Genomic DNA, 20507 nt, shown 5'->3' on the forward strand with positions numbered 1-20507 from the left:
AAATGATGGCTTTATTGACCTTTGTACTATCTCTAATAGGTTCTATTTTGTTTACGCCTTGGGTCAAAAAAATTGCCTATCAGGTAGGGGCAGTTGATATTCCTAATGATAGGAAGGTACATTTAAAACCTATACCAAGAATTGGTGGAGTTGCATTTTTCTTGAGTATTTTAATCGTAAATGTACTTTTTAATAAATCATTAATTGTAGAAAAAATTATATTTGGGGGGCTTTTAGTTTTCCTAGTGGGGCTTCTGGATGACTTCGTAGAGTTGAAACCTAAGCCTAAGTTTTGGTTAACCTTTTTAGCAGTATTAATAGCAGTCTTCATAGGTGTAAGAGTGGATGTTTGGAGAATTCCTTACACTAAAATTATAATCAAAGGCTTTTGGGCTGATGTAATAACCTTTGTATGGCTTTTAGGAATTACAAATGCAATGAACTTTATAGATGGGCTTGATGGACTTGCTGGTGGTGTGGCTGTTATCTCCTCTTTTTCTCTTCTTATAATTTCTCTTCTTTTGGGTAGGTTTGAAATGGCGTTGCTGCTTTCGAGTATTTTAGGTAGCGTATTAGGTTTTTTGTTTTATAATTTTCCTCCAGCCTCTATATTTATGGGAGATTCGGGTGCGATGTTTTTAGGCTTTATCTTAGGAGCGATATCTATAATTGGAGTTTTGAAGGTTAGTACTATTATTAATTTATTTTTTCCTATTGTGGTTCTTGGTTTTCCTGTTCTTGATACTGCCTTTTCTATAATAAGAAGATTACTTGAAGGTAGGGCTCCTTGGAAATATGATAAGGATCATCTTCATCATAGATTTTTAAGAATTGGTATGAAAACAGAGCAAAGTATAGCATTTATTTATCTAATAACTATCTGTATGTCTTTACTTGCAATTATAATCTCCTTATTGCAAGACCCGTATATTTCTGCTATTTTACTTTTCGGTACTTTATTTTTAATCCTATTTATTCTTAAAAAACTTGGGGTTTTAGAGGTTAGGAGAAATGGAAAGGTATGATGTGATTGTTGTTGGAGGAGGACATGCTGGCTGCGAGGCTGCTTACGCAGCTGCTCGTCTTGGTGTAAAGGTGTTATTGATAACCATGAATTATGATACTGTGGGGTGGCTGCCTTGTAATCCTGCTATGGGAGGTCCTGGTAAAGGACATCTCATTATGGAGATAGATGCTTTAGGAGGTCTTACAGGAAGAATAACCAATAGAAGCATGATTCAAGTTAAGATGCTAAATACTTCAAAGGGACCTGCTGTAAGAGCTTTAAGGGCTCAAGTAGATAAATGGGTCTATCCTGCAAAAATGAGAGAATTTCTCGAGTCTATTAAAAATTTAGAAGTTTATCAAGGAGAAGTTGTGGATTTGATCGTAGAAAATGATGAAGTAAAAGGAGTTATTTTGTCCACCAAAAAGGAGTTTTATGCAGAGAGAGTAGTGATAACTCCTGGTACTTTTATGAATGGGGTAATCCATATAAGTACTTGGTCTAAGCCTGCAGGCAGAATGAATGAGTTTCCTTCTGTGGGGCTTTCAGATGCATTAAGAAGATTAGGACTTGAAGTGGGAAGATTTAATACAGGTACTACTCCACGAGTTGACAAGAGAACTATAGACTTTAGTAAAACCGTGATTCAGCCTGGAGATGAAGAGCTTCATTCTTTCTCTTTTTGGGAAGAGCCAGAGCCAAGGGATCAGGTACCTTCATATCTTACTAGGACTACTCAGAAGACTAAAGAGATTGTGCTTGCTAATATCCATTTGACGGCTTCAAGAATTGGGGGGATGGTGAAAAAAGGGCCAAGGTATTGCCCGTCAATAGAGGAGAAATATGTGTGGTTCCCTCATCATGAAACTCATCAGGTATTTCTTGAACCTGAAGGAAGAAACTCTGTAGAAATATATGTACAAGGCATATATACAAGTCTTCCTGAGGATATTCAGATACAGATTCTGAGAAGTATTCCAGGTCTTGAGGAGGTAGAATTGATAAGACCTGGTTATGCTATCGCGTATGATATTGTTTATCCTCATCAACTTAAGTTAACTCTTGAAACTAAGAAGATAAAAGGCTTATATCTTGCTGGACAAATAAATGGTACCACAGGATATGAGGAAGCTGCAGCTCAAGGGCTTATAGCAGGTGCAAATGCAGCCTTGAGTCTCCTTGGTAAGGAGCCTTTAATAATTAGAAGAGATGAGGGGTATATAGGTGTTCTTATAGATGATCTGGTTACAAAAGGCGTGGATGAGCCTTATAGGATATTAACATCAAGGGCAGAGTACAGAATACTATTAAGATCTGATAATGCAGATCAAAGGCTTACTCCTAAAGCTTACAAGTTAGGTCTGATCTCGGAAGATATGTGGAAAATGTTTCAAGAAAAAATGGAAAAAATAAAGTATGAGAAGAGGAGACTTGAGAAGTTGTCGGTACAACCCGAAAATATAAACTACATTCTTTTAGACAAAGGAACTAATCCAATTACTCAACCTGTACCTCTAATCCAGATAATTAAAAGGCCAGAGATAACTTATGAGGACTTAGAGAAAGTAGGTTTATCAGGAGATCTTCCTAAAAAGTGGAGAGAGATAGTAGAGACTGACATCAAATATGAGGGTTATATTAAGAAAGAGTTGGATAAAGTAAAAGAATTTCAAGAATATGAAAACCTGCAAATTCCTGAAGATATAAACTATGGGGAGATACCACATCTATCTCGAGAGGGTAGGGAAAAACTTGAGAAAATAAGACCTTCTACTTTTGGTCAAGCCATGAGAATTTCAGGAGTTAATGCGGGTGATTTGACTATATTGTTGTATTATCTTAGGGAAAAGTATGGAAGAAAATAGAGATTGGCGAGATATATATTTTAGTAGAGATTATTATACGTATCTTGCAAAACATCTCACCCCTGAAAGAACACGCAAAGAGGTGGATTTTATTGAATCTATACTTTCTATTAAGCGTGGACATCTTATTTTAGATCTTGGATGTGGTTTTGGAAGACATACCCTCGAGCTTGGCAAAAGAGGTTATAGAACTATAGGAATAGACAGATCTGAGGATTTGATTGAGATTGCTAAAGAGGAGGCCAAAAAGGATAGAGTTTTTAATGTAGAGTTTTACGTGATGGAGTATAAAGATATAGAAAAATTAGGATATAAGTTTGATGTGGTTTTTTCTCTATATACTAGTTTTGGGCTTTCAACCTATGAGGAAGATAAGGAAGCAATAGAGAAAGTTTACAATGTACTTAAAAAAGGAGGTAGATTTCTGATAGATATTGAGAATAGAGATGCATTGTTGAGATACTTTATTCCTTATTCTTGGGATGTTTTTAATGATTATATTTTATTAACGGAGCATCAGTTTGAGCCAGAATCTGGATATTACATATCAAATAGAATTGTATTTGACTTAAAGAATAATACTAAAAAAGAATTTATAAGGAAGATATACTTGTATACAGCCAGTGAAATAGCCCGTGTTTTAGAAGAAAAAGGGTTTAGGGTGGAAAGGTTTATTGGTGATTATGATGGAAAGAAGTTTCATGTGGCTTCAAGACGTTTAATTGTGGTAGGAGTAAAAAAATAAGGGGGAAATTTTATTTTTCCCCCTCTGAGTTTTTAGAACCTTCGGATTCAGAACTTTTTCTCTTATAATCTGTAGTATAAAACCCTGATCCTTTAAAGACTATTCCTACTGGGGAGAATATCTTCTTGAGGTTTCCCCCGCATTTCACACAGGTTTTTGGTAGATCTTCTCCAATATTAGTCATGATTTCGTACCTTTCATGGCATTTCTCGCATTCAAATTCATATATGGGCATAATTCTCACCTCCTTTTTGTTTTTCTCCCTCATATTTTTTTAATCTCTTATAGCCTTATTGTCAAGAATACTTATTTTAGGTTAAAATGTATTAGTATGAAACTATTAACTTTTTAGAGGTGTTAATAGGTATGAAAATACACAAAAAGAGATTAGTTTTTTTCTATTTTAGTCTACTTTTAATTGTGTTTATTGGAGGATGTATAAAACCCCTTCAGGTATTTCCGCAGAGTATCACTAAAGATGATGTTACTATAAATGTTGAGATAATAAGAGATTTTAAATGGTATAGTTTGGCTAAAGATATAATAGTCTTAAATTTAGAAGTAATAAATAACTCTAACGAGGGTGTTTGGATTTATCCTTTGAGTAAGTCAGTGTTAATAGATTATACTGGAAGACAGTATGTACCAATAAGAGAATTTTACTATCAAAGCTCGAATGCTCCAAAAGTCTCCTTTGAATTTTCCTTTAGCAGCAATGAGCCTCCTAGTTTTTCAATCTCTTTAAGTAGTGATAGTAGTACAGAGAAAGAAATTATGGAACTAATTAGAACTTATGAACTTTTGAAGTTTAAGGATGGAAAAGTATTTCCTGGAGCAAGGGTTAGTGGGATTTTAGCTTTTTATGCTCCCTATTACAGATATCCCTTGAGATTTATAATACCCGAAGTATTTTGGGAGAAATCATTTAGGAAATATGATTTTGAATTTATTATAGGAAGATAAGGAGGTAGTTATGCGTAAGGCTGTTGGGGTTGATCTTGGAGGAACAAAAATAAATGTACTTCTTGTTGATGATCAAGGAAAGGTTTTGGGAAGAGATAAGCAACCTACGGAGTCAGAGAAGGGTAAGGATCATGTTATAAACAAAATTAAGAGTATGATCGATAATGTACTGAATCAGGCAGGATTAAAAATAACAGAGATCGAAGGAATAGGAATAGGGTTTCCAGGCCTTATGGATAGAGATAAGAAAACTACCCTATATGCTCCCAATTTAGGAGATGAGTGGAAAAAAGAAGTTCTTTTAGGAAAAGAGCTGGAAGAGACTTTTAATGTACCTGTCTATTTAGAAAATGATGTTAATTTGATTGCTTGGGCAGAGTGGTTAGTAGGAGCAGGAAGAGGAACAAAAACTATGATTTGTGTAGCTCTTGGTACAGGTATAGGTTCGGGTATTGTGCTAAATGGTAAACTTTGGATTGGAGCTCATGGAATGGCAGGTGAATTTGGTCATACAACAGTGCTTCCCGATGGTCCTGTCTGTGGGTGTGGTAATAGGGGATGTATTGAGGCTATAGCTTCTGGAACTGGTATAGAAAAGTATGCAAAGAGTATCTTACCCCAATATCCTAACAGTTTAATATGGGAACTCTGTAATGGTAATTTGGATGAGGTAACTGTTAAGATTATCTATCAGGCAGCAGAAAGAGGAGATAAGTTGGCAGTTGATATTTTTAACTATGCAGGGTATTATTTAGGCATTGCCCTTGCTAATTATGTTCATATTATAGATCCTGAGAAGATTGTAATTGGTGGTGGAGTAGCAAACGTGAGAGAATATATAGGAAAGCCTATGAAAGAAGAGTTTTATAAAAGAGTTTTACCAAGTTTTAGAGATAAGGTTACTTTTTCGTGGGCAGAGCTTGGTGAAGATGCGGGAGGAATAGGGGCTGCATTATTAGTATTATATAGATGAGCAATATGATTATGACTTTGCCTAATATAATAACTTTAATAAGATTAGCAATTATACCTTTTTATACATATTTCCTATTGACGAATGACTTATTTATAGCGGCAATTCTTTATGGAGTTGCTGCTATAAGTGATATATTGGATGGTTATTTAGCAAGGAGACTAAATCAAACTTCAAATCTCGGTAAAATAATAGATCCATTGGCAGATAAGATTATCGTTATAATAAGTTTAATATATCTGGGTTTAAAGGCTATTTTTCCATTATGGGGAGTGTTAATTCTTTTTATTAAAGAACTTATAATGCTTTTAGTAGGTTTTTTCTTCCTAATAAGGGGTGTTGAGATTATATCGTCTAAAATTTATGGTAAATTAGCAATGGTGTTAATTTCTATATCCATCTTAATGGCTCTTTTAAACATTTCTTTTTCAAGTGTTGTGTTTCTGATAGGCTTAGTTCTTTCTTTGATGGCTGGGATGGACTATCTCTTATATTACTTAAGATCTCTTAAGACTAATAAAAGCTAATTGTGTCAATTAGTAGTTTACCTTTTATTCCCGTAGGGTTAAGACCAACAATGTAAATACTATCTAATCTAATAGGAAATACGGGATAAGTAAGGTTTTTGTTGATAAGAGGTTTTAGATTTTTTAAATCTCTCTCAAAAATAGTCCAATTTGAAAAATTAAAATTAGAAGAATTTGTAATATCTATAACCCATGGTTGTTTTTCATTATCATAGAATAAAGCTCTTATCCAACCTTCACCAACACCTTTTAAGGCTATAGAGAACTTGCTTTTGTCTTCGGGTACTTGAATATTTACTTCCAGGTATATAAAAGAATTGTTCTCTTGAGAGGAATAGGTAAGTAGGAGGGCACTCTTACCGGAATAAGAATCACTAGTTAAAGTATAAGTAGTTGAATTTATATCATAGCCTTTACCTTTTATAACCCAGTTTTTGTCATTCTCAAAGTCTTCAAAAATTTTGTTACTCCTACTTAGTATCTCTATGGGTAACGAGATTGACAAATTATTTAAAGTATATTCAAGTCTTGTTTTTCCAACATTTATCGCAGTAAACTTTTTACCATCCCTTGTAAGGAAATTTGGATCAAATTTCAAATTATCAATAGGAAGCTCGGTCTTTCTGAGAAAGTTATCAATGGCATAGATCTTTATATTAAAAGTATCTCCTAAGAAAATCTGTTCCTCATCTACACTAATTTCTAAAGCAGTAAAGTCCCATACGTAAATTTTTTTACTTGCACTTAGTCCATTCATATTTACAGTAAGTAAGGCTTCCCCTAAATCTTTCCCTTCTAGTACAAAAGTATTAGTATCAAAGTTTGCTATGGGATTTGATATGGTCCAAGTTAAATTTGAATTTTCAATCGGGTAAGTATGATAGTTTTCATCTTGGAGTAACAATTCTAACTTAACCTTGTCTCCCCTTTTGATATAAATATCCTCGTTTTCCTTAAAGGCTAAATATTTGGGTTGGGTATAAGGATACATATTTTTAATCCCAAAGGCTACAGGTACAGGTCTTTCTACCTTTTGGTTTACCAATCTACCCCATATTAATTTTTGACTTGATCCACCCCCGTCCATATTTATGGCATCATTAATTCCCATTTCTTTCAAAATTTCACATGCCTCTTTAAGGGATACACCTGCGGAATTTTCCTTTCTTCCCTCTATGACAATAAAATATATACTATTATTCTTTATCCCTATAATGGTTCTCGGATGCCTTGAATTTACGATGTTGTTATCAAAAGCCAGTTCGTCAGTATTTCCAAGTACTATATCTCCATTTTTTAGGAGTATGGGTCCGCCACCTATAGCCTCCTTTAGAGGTATTGGAGGGTTACACTCAGTAATTATTTCAATCTCTTTTCCTATAGAAAAGAGAGGGAGATATTTTAGAGCTGTACCACCAAGAGATATGATACATGTATTTTCTTTTATAGGGGTTTTCTTAACTCCATAATAGATGTTTGATACTATACCGCTAGTTTTTCCCAAAGAAGGAATTTTATCTTTAAGAACTACTTCTATATCAATTCCAGCAGAAGCATTCTCTCGAATTTGAGTCTCTTTTCCAAAATATTTTGTAAATAAGTTTAGATTATCTGAACCTCTCGGTGAGTTTATGGCATTTACGGGTATAATGTTTTCACCAATCTTTATTTTTAAATTGATCTGAAATATATCTATAATAGGTTTGTTGTCAAAGGTAAGTCCAAAGACTCCTCTTTTTATAGGAAGGTGAATTAACTCTCCGTTTTTAACAACCAAACCAACAGGTTCAAAGGTTTTAGGATCAAAGAAATTGCCATTTATTATGAGATCATAACTCTCATACTTATAAACTTCAGAAAGTTTATTTTGAGAAACAATTGTTTCCATCTCTAAGAAAGGATCAGGTTCTATTTTTGTTACGTGATAGGTTAAGTTATCTGTTACAATTTTTTCGTAAATAGCTGTTGGTGCTATATTAAATCTTTCAGCACTAAAAGTTTGAGAAATTAGTAATAAAAAGTATGCAATTAAAAAAAGATTTTTAATCTTTCTCCTCTTCATGGTAAAAATTATAACCTTAAAAATTTCTATTGACAAAAATTTCTAATGATTATATAATTTTTTTACTTTAAATTATTAAAGAAATAAAGAGGATAATATGAAGAGGGAAAATCTTGAGAAAGTTATAAGAAGAAAACTTGAACTTTGGGGATATAACGAGGTAAGAATCCCTATCCTATACGAGGATATTTGGGGAGAAAAAAACCTTATTTATTTTGAGAAGAATGGAAAGTTTTTGGCTTTAAGGCCAGAAATTACAAGAGAGATATTAAAGTCGATAAGATATGAGAAAACTCCTAAAAGGATGTTTTATATGGGTCCAATTTTTAAATTGAATGGTGGTCAAGTAGAGGAAAACTATCAGATTGGATGGGAACTTGTTTATAGGCCTTCTATTTGGAGGGATTTGGAGGTTCTTCTTATTATTAAGGAGATATTTGATGAATTAAATATTGAAGATTACATTATCGAGCTTGGAAACACAAGAATATGGGAGCCTATCTGGAAGTTGATAGAAGACAAAGAAAGGATCAAGGTCTTGAAGGGTTATCTCATAAAGAGAGATTATGTGTCTTTTTTAGAGAATTTGGAAATTACCAGCGAAATTAGAAATGAAGTTATAAATCTTCTTTATTATGATAGTTCTATTAATTTCGTTAATCCTTTAATAGAGGAAGGATTAAAGCTTTTGCTTAGTTTTATAGAAAATCTAATTAAATTGGGTTTTAAAGAAAGTAACATTGTGATGAATCCAGCTTTAATGAGACCCTATGAGTATTACGATGGTATTATCTTTGAGGTTTATTTGAAAAATGCTAAACTGGCGTTGGGGGGCGGAGGAAGTTATATTGAGAAGAATAAATATAATGAGCTTTTATATGGATTTGGGTTTGCTTTTGTTGAAGAGAATTTATTAGGATTAGTTAATAAGAATATGCCTGAAGAAAGTGCTAAATACTTTATGGGTTTTGATGATGATTTCATTAGGATTTATGAAGATATGAAGAGAGAAAGAGAGAAAGGTATAGTCTCTATATTTATTCCTAATAATTAATAAGAGGTATTAAAATGATAAGAATTGCTATTCCCACAGGTAGAATGCTTGAACAAACATTAGATTTTTTGAGAAACTTTGATAAGAAGCTTCTGGACGAAGAAAAGGGACGTAAATTAAGAATACGTGGTGAGAGGTTTGAGGTATTTCTTGCGAAGCCTTGGGACCTTCCTCTATATGTAGAGGAAAGAGTTGTAGATCTGGGAATTATTGGAAGGGATGTAATTTTAGAGCAAGAAAGAAATTTAGTTAATTTACTATCGTTGCCTTTTGGTTACTGTAAAATGGTTATAGCAGGGTATCCACATATCTCTTTAGAAAAAAATGGTAAAGAGATTAAGATTGCCACAAAATACGAAAACATCGCAAGAAAGTTTCTTGAAGATAAGTGGAGTAAAATTAAAGTTATTAAACTTAATGGCTCAGTAGAGCTGGGTCCAATATTAAATATATCAGACTTTATTGTGGATATAGTAGAAACAGGAAAGACTTTAAAAGAAAATGGTCTCGAAATTAAGGAAGTCTTATTTGAATCTTCTGCCTGCCTGGTATCAAATGTGGCAAGTTTTGTGTATCTTAGAGATGAGATATTAAGTTTTGTAAAAGAGGTGAGAAAATTAAATGATAAATGTAATTAGAGGAAAAGATTTTGACCCTAATTTCTTAAGAATAGAGGATTCAAAAATCAAAGAGATAGAAAAAAATGTGGAATTTATAATTGAGGAGGTAAAAACTAAGGGAGACTTAGCTCTTTATGATTTTTCTTTGAGATATGACAACTATGACTCTAGAAAATATGGCTTTAAAATCAATGTTCCTGATATTGATTTATCTACTGATTTTGCTGTAGCGATCAAAGTAATGATTGAAAGAGTTAAAAATTACTACATGCATGAGTACAAAAATTCTTGGTTTTATAAAGATGGCGAAAGTATTTTTGGACAGTTAGTTGTGCCTGTTGATAGCGTACTTCTTTATGTGCCAGGTGGTAGAGCCTCTTATCCTTCTACCGTAGTTATGGGACTTGTTCCTGCAATTATTGCTGGAGTTAAAAATCTCTATGTAACAACACCTCCGTCCAAGAGGGATGATAAAAATTTGCTTTATACTTTGAGAATTCTTGGAATAAAAGAATTATATCTACTTGGAGGTGCTCATGCAATTTCAGCCTTTGCTTATGGTACAGAATCTATTCCTAAGGTAGATATGATCATAGGTCCAGGAAATTTATATGTGGCTTTGGCTAAGAAAAAGGTTTTTGGAGATGTAAATATTGATGGGATTTTTGGGCCAAGCGAAGTATTAGTTTGGGTCAACTATGATAAAGATTTAAATCTGAGAAAGGTTGTATGTGACTTCTTAGCTCAGTTAGAGCATTCTCCTTACGATAGAGGATGGATTATTGTATCAGAAAATTTAGTTTATGATTTGTTGGAATTAATAAAAAAGGAAGTTGAAGATTCGGAAAGAGGGGATATTTTAAAAGAGTCCTTAAAAAATTCCTTCTTAATTATTGAAGAGAATGAGAAGAATGCAATTAATTTAATAAATCAGATTGGGCCAGAACATCTTGAGATAATCGATCCTTTCGGAGAGAGATATATTCCTTATATTAAAAATGCAGGTGCTATATTCATAAATCATTCCTCCATATTTGGCGATTTTATTGCTGGTCCAAGTCATATTTTGCCTACTGGTGGTTCTGCAAAATTCTCTTCTGGACTTTCGGTAAACTCTTTTCTTAAAAGGATCAGCTTTGTAAAGCTCTCTACTCAGGATCAAAAAATACTTGCAAAATATGGTAGTACAATAGCAAGAGAGGAAGGTTTCTATATGCATGAAAAAAGTTTGAGAAATTATGGAGAGGAGTGAAAAACTTGAATATAGATAAACTTTTAAAAAATAATTATGTGGGTTATAAAGTTAATGTCCCTGATTTGCCCATTAAGCTTTCAAGAAATGAGAATCCTTATGACGTTCCTAAGGAGATAAAGGAAGAGATAATTGAGGAACTGTTAAAAACTCCGTGGAATAGATATCCCGATGGTCAATCTTTAAGATTGAGAATTAAGTTGGCAGATTTTTTGGGCTTCTCTGCTGATAATATCTTAGTAGGAACTGGCTCTGGAGAATTAATTCAGGTGATAGTCAACGGATTTATAGAAGAGGGAGATAAAGTTATATTACCTGTCCCTACCTTTCCTTTATATGAAAAAATTCTTCAGCAAAAAAAAGTAGAAATAATAAAAATATTACTAAACAAAGAAGATTTCTCTTTAGACTTTGATATGCTTAGGGATTACTTTAAATATAATCCTAAACTTCTTATACTTACTAATCCTAATAATCCTACTGGAAATTTTTTAATAAAAAGCGATGATTTTGAAAAAATTCAAGATTTTCCAGGGATCATACTAATAGATGAGGCTTACTATGAGTTTTCTGGATTAACATTCTTGCCCTATATAGAGAATTTCCCTAATATAATTATTTTAAGAACTTTCTCTAAGGCCTTTTCAGGTGCAGGCATAAGGCTTGGATATTTAATCTCTAATCCTAAAATTGTGAATTATTTAAATAATTTCAAACTACCTTATAATGTAAATATATTTACTCAAATAGCAGGAGAAAAATTAATCGATAAGTGGCCCTTATTAAAAGAAAAAATAGAAGTAATAAAGGAAGAAAGAGACAGAATTTTTGAAGAGATGAAAAATATAAAAGATATAGTTCCCTATCCTTCAGAGGCAAATTTTATATTGTTTAGGTCTAGAAAAAGAGAGGAAATTTTAAAAAGTTGTGAGGAAGAAGGGGTTGCACTAAGAGATTTCAGTAAAGAACCTCTTCTTGAAAATTGTCTTAGGGTTTCTATTGGAGATATAAAGGAGAATGATGTTTTTATAAAGATCTTAAAAGAGGTGTGTTATGAGAAGGGCGGAGATTGAAAGAGAAACTAAAGAAACCTATGTAAAGATAGCTTTAAATCTTGATGGCGAAGGGTCATTTTTAGGAGATTTTCCTATTCCATATTATAAACATCTTATCTCTACCCTATGTTTTTATGCAGGGTGGGATGTAGAGATAAATGCTAAAGGCGATATAGAAGTAGATCCACATCATCTCATAGAAGATACAGGAATAACGTTGGGGAAAGCATTTAACAGTGCAATTCTTAAGTCAAGTTTTTTAAGGTTCTCTAACAAGGTTATTCCTATGGATGAGGCTTTGGTTATGGTGGTGGTTGATATAAGTGGAAGACCTTATCTTGAGATAAAGGATGATAAAGAGATTTTAAAAGGAAGACTTATAAAGGAATTTTTAAGAGGGTTTGTCAATAATTCTCAAATGACCTTACATATATGGATACTGTCAGGAGAAAATTTGCATCATGTTGAAGAGGCCATTTTTAAGGCATTGGGGCTTGCCTTAGGCGAGGCATCAAAAGAAGTATCTAATCTTAAGTCTACGAAAGGAAAGATATGGTGAAGGTATCTATTATAGATTATGCAGGAGGAAATTTATTTAGTATAGTTAAAGCCTTTAAGTATATTGGTCTTGAGCCGGTGGTAAGTGGCGATTATAAAGACTGGGAAAAATCGGATCTTCTTGTTTTTCCTGGACAAGGAAATTTTTCACAAGCAATGATTAAGTTAAGAGAAGATAATAAAGATGTTATTTTGAGAGAACTTTTGAAAGAAAAATACTTTCTTGGGATCTGTCTTGGTATGCAGATACTTTTTGAAGAAAGCGATGAAGCTCCAGGCATTCCTGGGCTTGGTATTTTTAAGGGTAAGGTTAGAAGGATTCCTGTTGACAAAATTCCGCATCTTGGCTGGAATGAGGTGAAATTAGAAAAGGAGAGTATGCTTTTTAAGGATATACCCGATAATTCTTTCTTTTATTTTGTCCATTCTTATTATGTAGATACAGAAGAGGATATTGTATATGGACTTACAGAGTACGGTGTAACTTTCCCATCCTTTATTATGAAGGATAATATAGTTGGGGTACAGTACCATCCAGAAAAAAGTAGTAGTAAAGGAATAAAATTCTTAAAAAATTTTCTGGAGGAGATTAAAAAATGCTAATTATTCCTGCAATTGATATATATAAACATAAGGTAGTGAGAATGGAGACTGGTAAAAAGGAAAAAATAGTTCTTGAGTTTAATAATCCGTTAGATCTTGCTAAATATTGGGAGGAGAAAGGAGCAAAAGCGCTTCATCTTATTGACCTTCAGAGTGCTATTGATGCTAATGATGAAAGCAAGAGTATAGTAAGAGATATAGTAAGAAGCGTTTCTATTCCTGTAGAGGTTGGAGGAGGCTATAGGAGTAGAGAAAAAATCGAAGAGGCCATAAGCTGGGGGGTATGGAGAGTTATTGTGAGCAGTATTTTAGGTATGGAGTTGGATTATCTTCTAGATCTATTCTCAAAATATGAAAACAAAATAATTCCAAGTATAGACTGGTATGATGGAAAAGTGGGAATTAAGGGATGGCAAGATTTTATAGAATGGAGAGATATAAAGAGAAAAATTGACCTTCTTAAAGTAAGAGAAGTAATTTTTACAGATATATCTCGTGATGGTACCCTTAAAGGGGTAAATCTTGAAAATATTAAAAATTTCTTATCTCTCCATGATTATGATGTGTGGATAGCAGGAGGTATTTCCTCTATTGAAGATGTTATAAAAATAAAGGATCTTTCTGAAAATACAGGAAGAATAAAAGGAATAATAATAGGTAGAGCTCTTTTAGAAGGAAAAATTAACTGGGAGGAGGCAAAGAAGATCATAGATGCTAGCTAAGAGAATAATTCCTTGCCTTGATACTATTGGAAGGAATGTGGTTAAAGGAACAAGTTTTGTAAATATCAGAATTGTTGGGGATGCTAAGGAACTTGCAAGAAGATATGAGAGGGAAGGAGCAGATGAAATAGTACTTCTTGACATAACTGCTAGTGAAGAGGGAAGAGGAACTTTTGTAGATGTAGTTACAGAAGTAGCATCCGAGCTTTTTGTGCCTTTAACTGTGGGTGGAGGTATAAAAAATATAGAAGATGTAAGAAAACTTTTAAAGGCGGGAGCAGATAAAGTTTCAATAAATACTGCAGCCGTAGAAAATCCCGATATTATAAATCAGATTGCTTCGGAATTTGGAAGCCAATGTCTTGTGGTGGCTATAGATGTGAAGAAAAGAGGAAAAAAATCTTGGGAAGTTTATGTAAAAGGAGGGAAAGTTCCTACTGGCATTGATTTTAAAGACTGGATAGTTGAGGTAGAAAAAAGAGGAGCTGGTGAGATACTTTTAACTAGTATAGATGCAGATGGTCATCTTTCTGGTTATGACTATGAACTTCTTGAGTGTGCCTTGAATTATTCTAATCTTCCATTGATAGCTTCTGGTGGCGCGGGATCCTTAGAGGATTTATATAAAGCGTTAAAAATAGGAGTTGATGCAGTTCTTGCTGCTTCAATCTTTCATTTTGGTACCTATACTATTCCTGAAGTTAAAAAATACTTAAAGGAGAAGGGCATATGGGTGAGATTAGATTAGAGATTGAGGAGTTAATTAAAGATTTAAAATTCGACGAAAAGGGGCTTATTCCTGTAATAGTACAAGATTACAAAACAGGAAGAGTTTTAATGCATGCTTATATGAATGAGGAAGCTTTAATGAAAACAATAGAAACAGGCGAAGCTTGGTATTATAGTAGAAGTAGAAAAACCTTATGGCATAAAGGGGAAACTTCTGGTAATTATCAAAAGGTTATAGATATAGCTGTAGATTGTGATAAAGACACATTACTCCTTATTGTAGAACAAATTGGAGTTGCTTGTCATACAGGAAATTTTTCTTGTTTTTATAGATCTCTAAAAGGTGGAGTAAGTTTTCTTTTTTATCTTGAAAATCTTTTGAAAGAAAGGAAAAAAATGCTTCCAGATGGATCTTACTCTGCAAAACTTTTTAAAGAAGGTAAGGAAAAAATTTTACAAAAATTAGGTGAAGAGTCTGTTGAAACAATAATTGCTGGGATGAAAGGAAATAAGGATGAATTTTTATATGAGGGAGCAGACTTAACATTTCATTTTCTAATCTCTTTGGTGGAAGAAGACGCAGAATTAAGAGAAATCATCGAAGAGCTAATTAAGAGGCATAAATAATTTTATGGCGAGGTGTATGTTGGATTTTGATTCTGCTCTGTATTAGGTTGTCCTTGTGGTATTTCTGTTTTTTCTTCTATTAGAAAGTCAAATTCTCTAGGAGGTACGTCTTTAAGAGCATTTTGCATAAATTCCTTCCATGTCATTGCAGGTAGTAACCCTCCAGGAACCTTATTTGTTGGAGTATAATCATCGTTACCCATCCAGACGCCAGCACAAAGATCAGGAGTAAATCCAATAAACCAAGCATCTCTATAATCATCGGTAGTGCCTGTTTTCCCTGCTGCGGGTCTTCCAATATTTGCTCTTTTGCCGGTTCCATTGGTAATTACCCTCTTCATCATCTTAACAAGAGTCGCATCTACATCTTTTTCTATGACTGGAACAATTTCTGGAGTACTGTTGTATATAATATTACCCTTTGAATCTTCAACTCTTAAAATGGCTATGGGAGTAACTCTATTACCACCATTTGCGAAACCGCAATAAGCTCTTACAAGTTCGTAAAGGGTAACGCCAGAAGTCCCTAAGGCAAGGGCAAGACTTGGCTCAAGAGGACTTTCTATGCCTAATCTTCGTGCATTTCTTATTACATCGCCAACTCCTATCTCTTCAAGTAAGAGAATTGTAGCTATGTTATATGAATTTTCTAAAGCTTCTTGAAGTGTGACAGTTCCATGTAGCTTTCCATCATAGTTTTTGGGTTTCCATTCCTTTTTGTTAAAAGTATAGGTTACTTCCCTCTCTTCTATAAGATCATATGGTTGAAATCCTTTTTGAAGAGCAGTTAAATAAACGAAGGGCTTAAAAGCTGATCCAGGCTGTCTTACTGCCATGGATACTCTATCAAACTGGCTTTTTGAATAGTCTATTCCACCAACCCAGGCCTTTATATATCCGGTATTGGGATCAATGGCAAGTAAGGCTCCTTGACTTACCTTATATTTCTTTCCGTATTGACTAATAATCTTCTTTAATGAACTTTCTGCATAGCTTTGAAGGTTTGTATCTAAAGTTGTATATACTTTAAGTCCGCCACCATATACCATATCCTTTCCAAATTTATTTATAAGCTCTTTTAATACATAATTAAAGAAATATGGTGCAATATTTTGAGTAGAAGAATTATTATCTCTCTTTATTACTCCGAGGGGTGCTTTGATTGCTTTTTCATACTCACTTTGGTTTATATAGCCTTCCTGATATAGCTTTTCAATTACAATATTTCTCAAAGCTAAGGCTTTTTCAGGATTTTTATAAGGAGAAAGATTTTCAGGAGCAGGAATTATACCCGCAAGTAATGCAGCCTCGGGTATGGTCAATTCAGAAGCACTTTTTCCAAAATAATATTGTGAAGCTGCCTCTGCCCCGTAGGTGCCATGTCCCCAATATATCAAATTTAAATACATTTCAAGAATTTGTTGCTTAGTGAAGAATTTTTCTAATTTAATAGCTATATAGATCTTCTTAATTTTCTTATTTATAGTTCTTTCTGGAGATAAGAAAAGTAATTCTGCTACTTGCTGAGTAATAGTACTTCCTCCTTGTTTCTTTTCTAAGTGGAGAAGATCCACAATAATTGCTCTTATCAGTCCTCTTATACTTACTCCCGAATGGGTATAAAACTCTTTGTCTTCTGAAACCACAACTGCTTGTTGAAGATAAGGAGATATTTTATAAAGGGGAACATAGATGCGATTCTCTTTGTATAATCTACCTAAAATCTTATTATCTATAGAATATATTATAGTAGTTTGACTAGGTTTAATCTCCATCCATTTATCTATAGGTGGAATGTCTCTAATCACCATTAACACATAAATGGATCCTCCAATTAATGAAATTAATAGAACACTAAGAATGCCTAGTGTGACATATAAGAGGGTTTTTCTCTTTTTGTTTTTGCTTAAGGCTATCTCCTTAACATATTTATTCTTCATATCCCTTAAAATTGTTTCCTCCTCTGAAAAATATGATATTATAGTATTATATAAAATCAAAATTCAATTTTACAGGTGGATTATGGATTTTCAAGTATTTATAATAACAGGATTATCAGGTGCTGGAAAGTCTCAATCATTAAGGATTTTGGAAGATCTTGGTTTTTTCTGTGTAGATAACATACCTCCTAAATTGGTGCCTACTCTTATTGATTTATGTTTAGCTACGAATGGTAAAATTTCTGGACTTGCAGTAGTAATAGACATACGTACTGAAAACTTTTTGGAAGATTTCAAAGAAATGGTAGATACAATCAACTCTAAAAATATTCCGTTTAAGATACTCTTTCTAGAAGCTGATGACGAAGTAATAGTTAAAAGATATAATGAGACAAGAAGAATACATCCGCTCTTAAGAGAAGGAAAAACTATTCTTGAAAGCATTAAACTTGAAAAGGAGAGACTTCAAGAAATTAAAACCTTTGCTACAGATATTATTGATACTTCACAATTTTCATTAAAGGATCTTAAAGACAATATATTGAAAATATTGAGCTCATTTAATTCATCAGTTAAGTCTAATTTTCTGATAACTATAACATCTTTTGGTTTCAAATATGGTTTGCCTATTGATGCTCATTTGGTTTTTGATGTGAGATTTCTGCCTAATCCTTTTTATGATCCAAAACTTAGACCATTTTCAGGCCAAGCAGAAGAGGTTAAAAATTTTGTATTGAGTAAAAAGGAAGCTCGAGATTTCATCGAATATGTGAAAAATCTTCTTGACTTTTTAGTACCTTTATATCAAGAAGAGGGAAGAAATATTCTTAATATTGCTATAGGTTGTACAGGTGGAAGACATAGGGCTGTAGTAATAGCCGACGAGATTTTCTCTTACTTATCTCAAAAATATAATACCCATCTTTTTCATAGAGATGTAGATAAAGACAGGAATATTGCAAAGTAATATGGAAGAGCAAAAAACCTTGACAGTTATAGGTGGTGGAACCGGCCTCTCTACTATATTGAGAGGTCTAAAGAGATATAAATTAAATTTAAATGCCATTGTAACTGTAAGTGATGATGGGGGAAGTTCTGGTAAACTAAGTGAGGATTTAGGAGTGCTTCCTCCCGGAGATATAAGAAACTGTCTTGTGGCTTTAGCTGATGAGGAGTCTTTAATGGCAAAGTTATTTCAATATAGGTTTACTAATGGCGATTTAAAAGGACACTCTTTTGGGAATCTCTTTCTAGTGGCAATGGCAGCAATTCTTGGTGATTTTCTTTTAGGTATTAAAGAGACCAGTAAGGTGCTTGCTATAAGGGGAAGGGTATTGCCATCAACTCTAAATAGGGTAAAGCTTAAGGCTTATTTTGAGGATGGAACTGTGATTTTGGGAGAAACTTCTATTTCTTCTTATGGGAGAAGCAGGATTAAAAGAATAGAATTGTTGCCTGTAGATCCAGACGTAAAAATATCAGCAACACTTGAAGCTATAAATGCTATAGAAAAATCAGATCTGATTATAATAGGGCCAGGGAGCCTTTATACTAGTATAATTCCCAATCTATTGCTAAAGGAAATTCAGGAAGTTTTGAAAGAAGTTAGTGATAAAAAGAATATTCTGTATATATGTAACGTCATGACTCAACCTGGAGAAACTTTAGGTTATAAAGCATCAGACCACTTAAGAGCAATTATTGAACATTTAGGATTTAATCCTATCAATTATATTTTAGTGAACACAAAAAAGCCTTCTGAAGAGGTCCTGAGAAAATATAGGGAGAGGGGTGCAGACTTTGTAGAACCGGATTTTGAAAATCTTGAAAATTTTAATATTAATATTTTGTCTGGGGATTTTATAAATGATAGTGATCTGATAAGGCATGATTCCTTTAAAGTAGCAGATTTTGTAGTTAAAAAATTTATAAAATAGAAGGAGTTTTAAAAATTGACAAAAGATTGTATACTTCTATAATATAAATCTATAAAGGAAGGGAGGCTTTATTAATGGCTAAAAAGACAATTTTGGATTTACAAGATGAGGAGTTAAAGGGTAAAAGGGTCCTTGTTAGAGTTGATTTTAATGTACCTATAAAAAATGGAGTCATTACTGATGATAGGAGAATAAGAGAAGCTTTACCAACAATAAAGTACCTAATAGATAGAGGTGCAAAAGTAATTTTGGTTTCTCATCTTGGAAGACCTAAGGGATTTCAGGACGATTTAAGATTAGACCCTGTAGCTAAAAGGTTAAGTGAGCTTCTTGGTAAACCCGTTAAGAAACTTAATGACTGTATTGGAGAAGAGGTCGAAAAAGAAATTTCAAATATGAAAGAGGGAGATGTGGTATTATTAGAAAACATAAGATTCTACAAAGAGGAAGAAGCAAATGATCCAGAATTTGCCAAAAAACTCGCAAAACTTGCTGATTTATATGTAAATGATGCCTTTGGAACTGCTCATAGAGCTCATGCTTCTACCGCGGGAGTTGCTCAATATATTCCTGGTGTTGCAGGACTTTTAATGAAGAAAGAAATTGAGATTATGGGGAAAGCATTGGAATCTCCAGAAAGACCCTTTATATGCATTCTTGGAGGAGCGAAGGTATCAGATAAAATAGGAGTAATAAAGAATCTAATGACTAAAGTAGATGGTTTTCTCATTGGTGGGGGAATGATGTTCACTTTCTTAAAAGCTCTTGGATATGAAACAGGTAAATCTATTGTGGAGGATGATAAGCTTGAACTTGCAAAAGAAATTATGAATATGGCAAAGGAGAGGGGAGTTGAGTTTTTACTTCCTAAAGATGCTGTGGTAGTAAAAGAAATTAAAGAGGATGCTCCTACTTCTATAAAGGACGTGGATAAATTTGAAAAGGACGATATTGGAGTTGATATTGGACCAAAGACTATTGAACTTTTTAGAGAAGAAATCTTAAAAGCAAGAACAATAATTTGGAATGGGCCTATGGGGATATTTGAAATTCCAGCTTTTGCAAATGGTACCCGTAGGATAGCAGAGGCTATAGCTGAAAACAAAAATTGTATAAGCATTGTAGGGGGAGGAGACAGCGCCGCAGCCATACAAATGTTAGGTTTAGAAGATAAATTCACTCATATTTCTACAGGTGGTGGAGCATCTCTTGAATTCTTAGAAGGAAAAGAACTGCCAGGGGTGGCGGTTTTACAAGATAAATAGTTAA

21 protein-coding genes are annotated in these 20507 nt (G+C 33.5%); 18 read left to right on the forward strand and 3 right to left on the reverse strand.

Features of this window, described 5'->3' with window-relative positions; translation table 11 throughout:
• The first annotated feature begins 2 nt into the window (after positions 1-2).
• The 3 genes from DICTH_RS04745 to DICTH_RS04755 are packed head-to-tail and all read left to right on the forward strand — an operon-like array spanning position 3 to position 3616.
• Positions 3-1025 carry a glycosyltransferase family 4 protein gene (locus DICTH_RS04745; RefSeq protein ID WP_012547479.1) on the forward strand — a complete coding sequence of 341 codons (1023 nt, stop codon included), beginning with the start codon at positions 3-5 and terminating at the stop codon, positions 1023-1025.
• Positions 1012-2871, forward strand: coding sequence for a tRNA uridine-5-carboxymethylaminomethyl(34) synthesis enzyme MnmG (mnmG, locus tag DICTH_RS04750; RefSeq protein WP_012548185.1), 1860 nt, complete (start codon positions 1012-1014; stop codon positions 2869-2871). Before DICTH_RS04745 ends, mnmG begins: the two co-directional genes overlap by 14 nt.
• On the forward strand, positions 2858-3616 hold the full coding sequence (locus DICTH_RS04755; protein WP_012548253.1) for a class I SAM-dependent methyltransferase: 759 nt from the start codon (positions 2858-2860) through the stop codon (positions 3614-3616). Before mnmG ends, DICTH_RS04755 begins: the two co-directional genes overlap by 14 nt.
• A gap of 10 nt (positions 3617-3626) precedes the next feature.
• Here the strand turns inward: DICTH_RS04755 and DICTH_RS04760 are convergent, their stop codons facing one another.
• Entirely contained in the window at positions 3627-3851 is a 225-nt protein-coding gene (locus tag DICTH_RS04760) for an FmdB family zinc ribbon protein (protein WP_041723218.1), read from the reverse strand.
• Positions 3852-3982: 131 nt separating this feature from the next.
• On the opposite strand from DICTH_RS04760, the gene DICTH_RS04765 reads away from it, so the two are divergent.
• The 3 genes from DICTH_RS04765 to DICTH_RS04775 are packed head-to-tail and all read left to right on the forward strand — an operon-like array spanning position 3983 to position 6079.
• Positions 3983-4579, forward strand: a complete 597-nt coding sequence (locus DICTH_RS04765) for a hypothetical protein (RefSeq protein WP_012547571.1) — start codon at positions 3983-3985, stop codon at positions 4577-4579.
• A gap of 10 nt (positions 4580-4589) precedes the next feature.
• Positions 4590-5552 (forward strand): ROK family protein, encoded by a 963-nt coding sequence (locus tag DICTH_RS04770; protein WP_012548593.1) that lies wholly within the window; start codon positions 4590-4592, stop codon positions 5550-5552.
• 5 nt (positions 5553-5557) lie between these two features.
• Positions 5558-6079, forward strand: a complete 522-nt coding sequence (locus DICTH_RS04775; RefSeq protein ID WP_236608285.1) for a CDP-alcohol phosphatidyltransferase family protein — start codon at positions 5558-5560, stop codon at positions 6077-6079.
• Here the strand turns inward: DICTH_RS04775 and DICTH_RS04780 are convergent.
• Positions 6066-8141 carry a phosphodiester glycosidase family protein gene (locus DICTH_RS04780; protein ID WP_012547299.1) on the reverse strand — a complete coding sequence of 692 codons (2076 nt, stop codon included), beginning with the start codon at positions 8139-8141 and terminating at the stop codon, positions 6066-6068. The two genes, DICTH_RS04775 and DICTH_RS04780, sit on opposite strands and share 14 nt — an antisense overlap.
• 97 nt (positions 8142-8238) lie before the next feature.
• Here DICTH_RS04780 and DICTH_RS04785 point away from each other — a divergent pair, with 97 nt between their 5' ends.
• From DICTH_RS04785 to hisIE, 9 genes are read left to right on the forward strand one after another with little or no spacing between them, the layout of a single operon-like run.
• A complete protein-coding gene (locus DICTH_RS04785) occupies positions 8239-9195 on the forward strand; it encodes an ATP phosphoribosyltransferase regulatory subunit (RefSeq protein WP_012547035.1) in 957 nt (318 codons plus the stop codon).
• Between the two features lie 14 nt (positions 9196-9209).
• On the forward strand, positions 9210-9833 hold the full coding sequence (gene hisG, locus DICTH_RS04790) for an ATP phosphoribosyltransferase (protein ID WP_012547808.1): 624 nt from the start codon (positions 9210-9212) through the stop codon (positions 9831-9833).
• Positions 9817-11067 (forward strand): histidinol dehydrogenase, encoded by a 1251-nt coding sequence (hisD, locus tag DICTH_RS04795; protein ID WP_012548329.1) that lies wholly within the window; start codon positions 9817-9819, stop codon positions 11065-11067. The genes hisG and hisD overlap by 17 nt, the downstream gene beginning before the upstream one ends.
• Positions 11064-12140, forward strand: coding sequence for a histidinol-phosphate transaminase (hisC, locus tag DICTH_RS04800; protein WP_407919138.1), 1077 nt, complete (start codon positions 11064-11066; stop codon positions 12138-12140). Before hisD ends, hisC begins: the two co-directional genes overlap by 4 nt.
• On the forward strand, positions 12121-12681 hold the full coding sequence (gene hisB / locus DICTH_RS04805) for an imidazoleglycerol-phosphate dehydratase HisB (RefSeq protein ID WP_012548418.1): 561 nt from the start codon (positions 12121-12123) through the stop codon (positions 12679-12681). The genes hisC and hisB overlap by 20 nt, the downstream gene beginning before the upstream one ends.
• On the forward strand, positions 12675-13283 hold the full coding sequence (gene hisH / locus DICTH_RS04810; protein WP_012548274.1) for an imidazole glycerol phosphate synthase subunit HisH: 609 nt from the start codon (positions 12675-12677) through the stop codon (positions 13281-13283). Before hisB ends, hisH begins: the two co-directional genes overlap by 7 nt.
• On the forward strand, positions 13277-14005 hold the full coding sequence (locus DICTH_RS04815) for a 1-(5-phosphoribosyl)-5-[(5-phosphoribosylamino)methylideneamino]imidazole-4-carboxamide isomerase (protein WP_012547225.1): 729 nt from the start codon (positions 13277-13279) through the stop codon (positions 14003-14005). The genes hisH and DICTH_RS04815 overlap by 7 nt, the downstream gene beginning before the upstream one ends.
• Positions 13995-14753, forward strand: a complete 759-nt coding sequence (gene hisF / locus DICTH_RS04820; protein WP_012548082.1) for an imidazole glycerol phosphate synthase subunit HisF — start codon at positions 13995-13997, stop codon at positions 14751-14753. The genes DICTH_RS04815 and hisF overlap by 11 nt, the downstream gene beginning before the upstream one ends.
• Positions 14735-15361 carry a bifunctional phosphoribosyl-AMP cyclohydrolase/phosphoribosyl-ATP diphosphatase HisIE gene (gene hisIE / locus DICTH_RS04825; RefSeq protein WP_012547727.1) on the forward strand — a complete coding sequence of 209 codons (627 nt, stop codon included), beginning with the start codon at positions 14735-14737 and terminating at the stop codon, positions 15359-15361. The genes hisF and hisIE overlap by 19 nt, the downstream gene beginning before the upstream one ends.
• 2 nt (positions 15362-15363) lie before the next feature.
• Here the strand turns inward: hisIE and DICTH_RS04830 are convergent, their stop codons facing one another.
• On the reverse strand, positions 15364-17301 hold the full coding sequence (locus DICTH_RS04830; RefSeq protein ID WP_012548474.1) for a transglycosylase domain-containing protein: 1938 nt from the start codon (positions 17299-17301) through the stop codon (positions 15364-15366).
• 82 nt (positions 17302-17383) lie between these two features.
• Between DICTH_RS04830 and rapZ the strand changes: the two genes are divergently transcribed.
• The 3 genes from rapZ (at position 17384) to DICTH_RS04845 (ending at position 20503) form a co-directional block, all read left to right on the forward strand.
• On the forward strand, positions 17384-18268 hold the full coding sequence (gene rapZ, locus DICTH_RS04835; protein WP_012547604.1) for an RNase adapter RapZ: 885 nt from the start codon (positions 17384-17386) through the stop codon (positions 18266-18268).
• Position 18269: 1 nt separating this feature from the next.
• The gene (locus DICTH_RS04840) at positions 18270-19238 is read left to right on the forward strand and encodes a gluconeogenesis factor YvcK family protein (protein WP_012548706.1); all 969 of its coding nucleotides are present in this window, start codon (positions 18270-18272) and stop codon (positions 19236-19238) included.
• Positions 19239-19312: 74 nt separating this feature from the next.
• Entirely contained in the window at positions 19313-20503 is a 1191-nt protein-coding gene (locus DICTH_RS04845) for a phosphoglycerate kinase (protein WP_012546923.1), read from the forward strand.
• Positions 20504-20507: the final 4 nt, after the last annotated feature.

It is taken from the genome of Dictyoglomus thermophilum H-6-12 (assembly GCF_000020965.1).
In the GTDB taxonomy this organism is placed as follows: domain Bacteria; phylum Dictyoglomota; class Dictyoglomia; order Dictyoglomales; family Dictyoglomaceae; genus Dictyoglomus; species Dictyoglomus thermophilum.

Bases quoted from the DNA above. Each gene is read 5' to 3' on its own strand.
- DICTH_RS04815 (WP_012547225.1), top strand. From the start codon at position 13,277: ATGCTAATTATTCCTGCAATTGATATATATAAACATAAGGTAGTGAGA.
- DICTH_RS04845 (WP_012546923.1), top strand. From the start codon at position 19,313: ATGGCTAAAAAGACAATTTTGGATTTACAAGATGAGGAGTTAAAGGGT.
- DICTH_RS04760 (WP_041723218.1), bottom strand. From the start codon at position 3,851: ATGCCCATATATGAATTTGAATGCGAGAAATGCCATGAAAGGTACGAA.
- DICTH_RS04830 (WP_012548474.1), bottom strand. From the start codon at position 17,301: ATGAAGAATAAATATGTTAAGGAGATAGCCTTAAGCAAAAACAAAAAG.
- DICTH_RS04785 (WP_012547035.1), top strand. From the start codon at position 8,239: ATGAAGAGGGAAAATCTTGAGAAAGTTATAAGAAGAAAACTTGAACTT.
- mnmG (WP_012548185.1), top strand. From the start codon at position 1,012: ATGGAAAGGTATGATGTGATTGTTGTTGGAGGAGGACATGCTGGCTGC.
- hisB (WP_012548418.1), top strand. From the start codon at position 12,121: ATGAGAAGGGCGGAGATTGAAAGAGAAACTAAAGAAACCTATGTAAAG.
- rapZ (WP_012547604.1), top strand. From the start codon at position 17,384: ATGGATTTTCAAGTATTTATAATAACAGGATTATCAGGTGCTGGAAAG.
- hisG (WP_012547808.1), top strand. From the start codon at position 9,210: ATGATAAGAATTGCTATTCCCACAGGTAGAATGCTTGAACAAACATTA.
- DICTH_RS04745 (WP_012547479.1), top strand. From the start codon at position 3: ATGATGGCTTTATTGACCTTTGTACTATCTCTAATAGGTTCTATTTTG.
- hisF (WP_012548082.1), top strand. From the start codon at position 13,995: ATGCTAGCTAAGAGAATAATTCCTTGCCTTGATACTATTGGAAGGAAT.
- DICTH_RS04765 (WP_012547571.1), top strand. From the start codon at position 3,983: ATGAAAATACACAAAAAGAGATTAGTTTTTTTCTATTTTAGTCTACTT.
- DICTH_RS04770 (WP_012548593.1), top strand. From the start codon at position 4,590: ATGCGTAAGGCTGTTGGGGTTGATCTTGGAGGAACAAAAATAAATGTA.
- DICTH_RS04780 (WP_012547299.1), bottom strand. From the start codon at position 8,141: ATGAAGAGGAGAAAGATTAAAAATCTTTTTTTAATTGCATACTTTTTA.
- hisIE (WP_012547727.1), top strand. From the start codon at position 14,735: ATGGGTGAGATTAGATTAGAGATTGAGGAGTTAATTAAAGATTTAAAA.
- DICTH_RS04840 (WP_012548706.1), top strand. From the start codon at position 18,270: ATGGAAGAGCAAAAAACCTTGACAGTTATAGGTGGTGGAACCGGCCTC.
- DICTH_RS04775 (WP_236608285.1), top strand. From the start codon at position 5,558: ATGATTATGACTTTGCCTAATATAATAACTTTAATAAGATTAGCAATT.
- DICTH_RS04755 (WP_012548253.1), top strand. From the start codon at position 2,858: ATGGAAGAAAATAGAGATTGGCGAGATATATATTTTAGTAGAGATTAT.
- hisH (WP_012548274.1), top strand. From the start codon at position 12,675: ATGGTGAAGGTATCTATTATAGATTATGCAGGAGGAAATTTATTTAGT.
- hisD (WP_012548329.1), top strand. From the start codon at position 9,817: ATGATAAATGTAATTAGAGGAAAAGATTTTGACCCTAATTTCTTAAGA.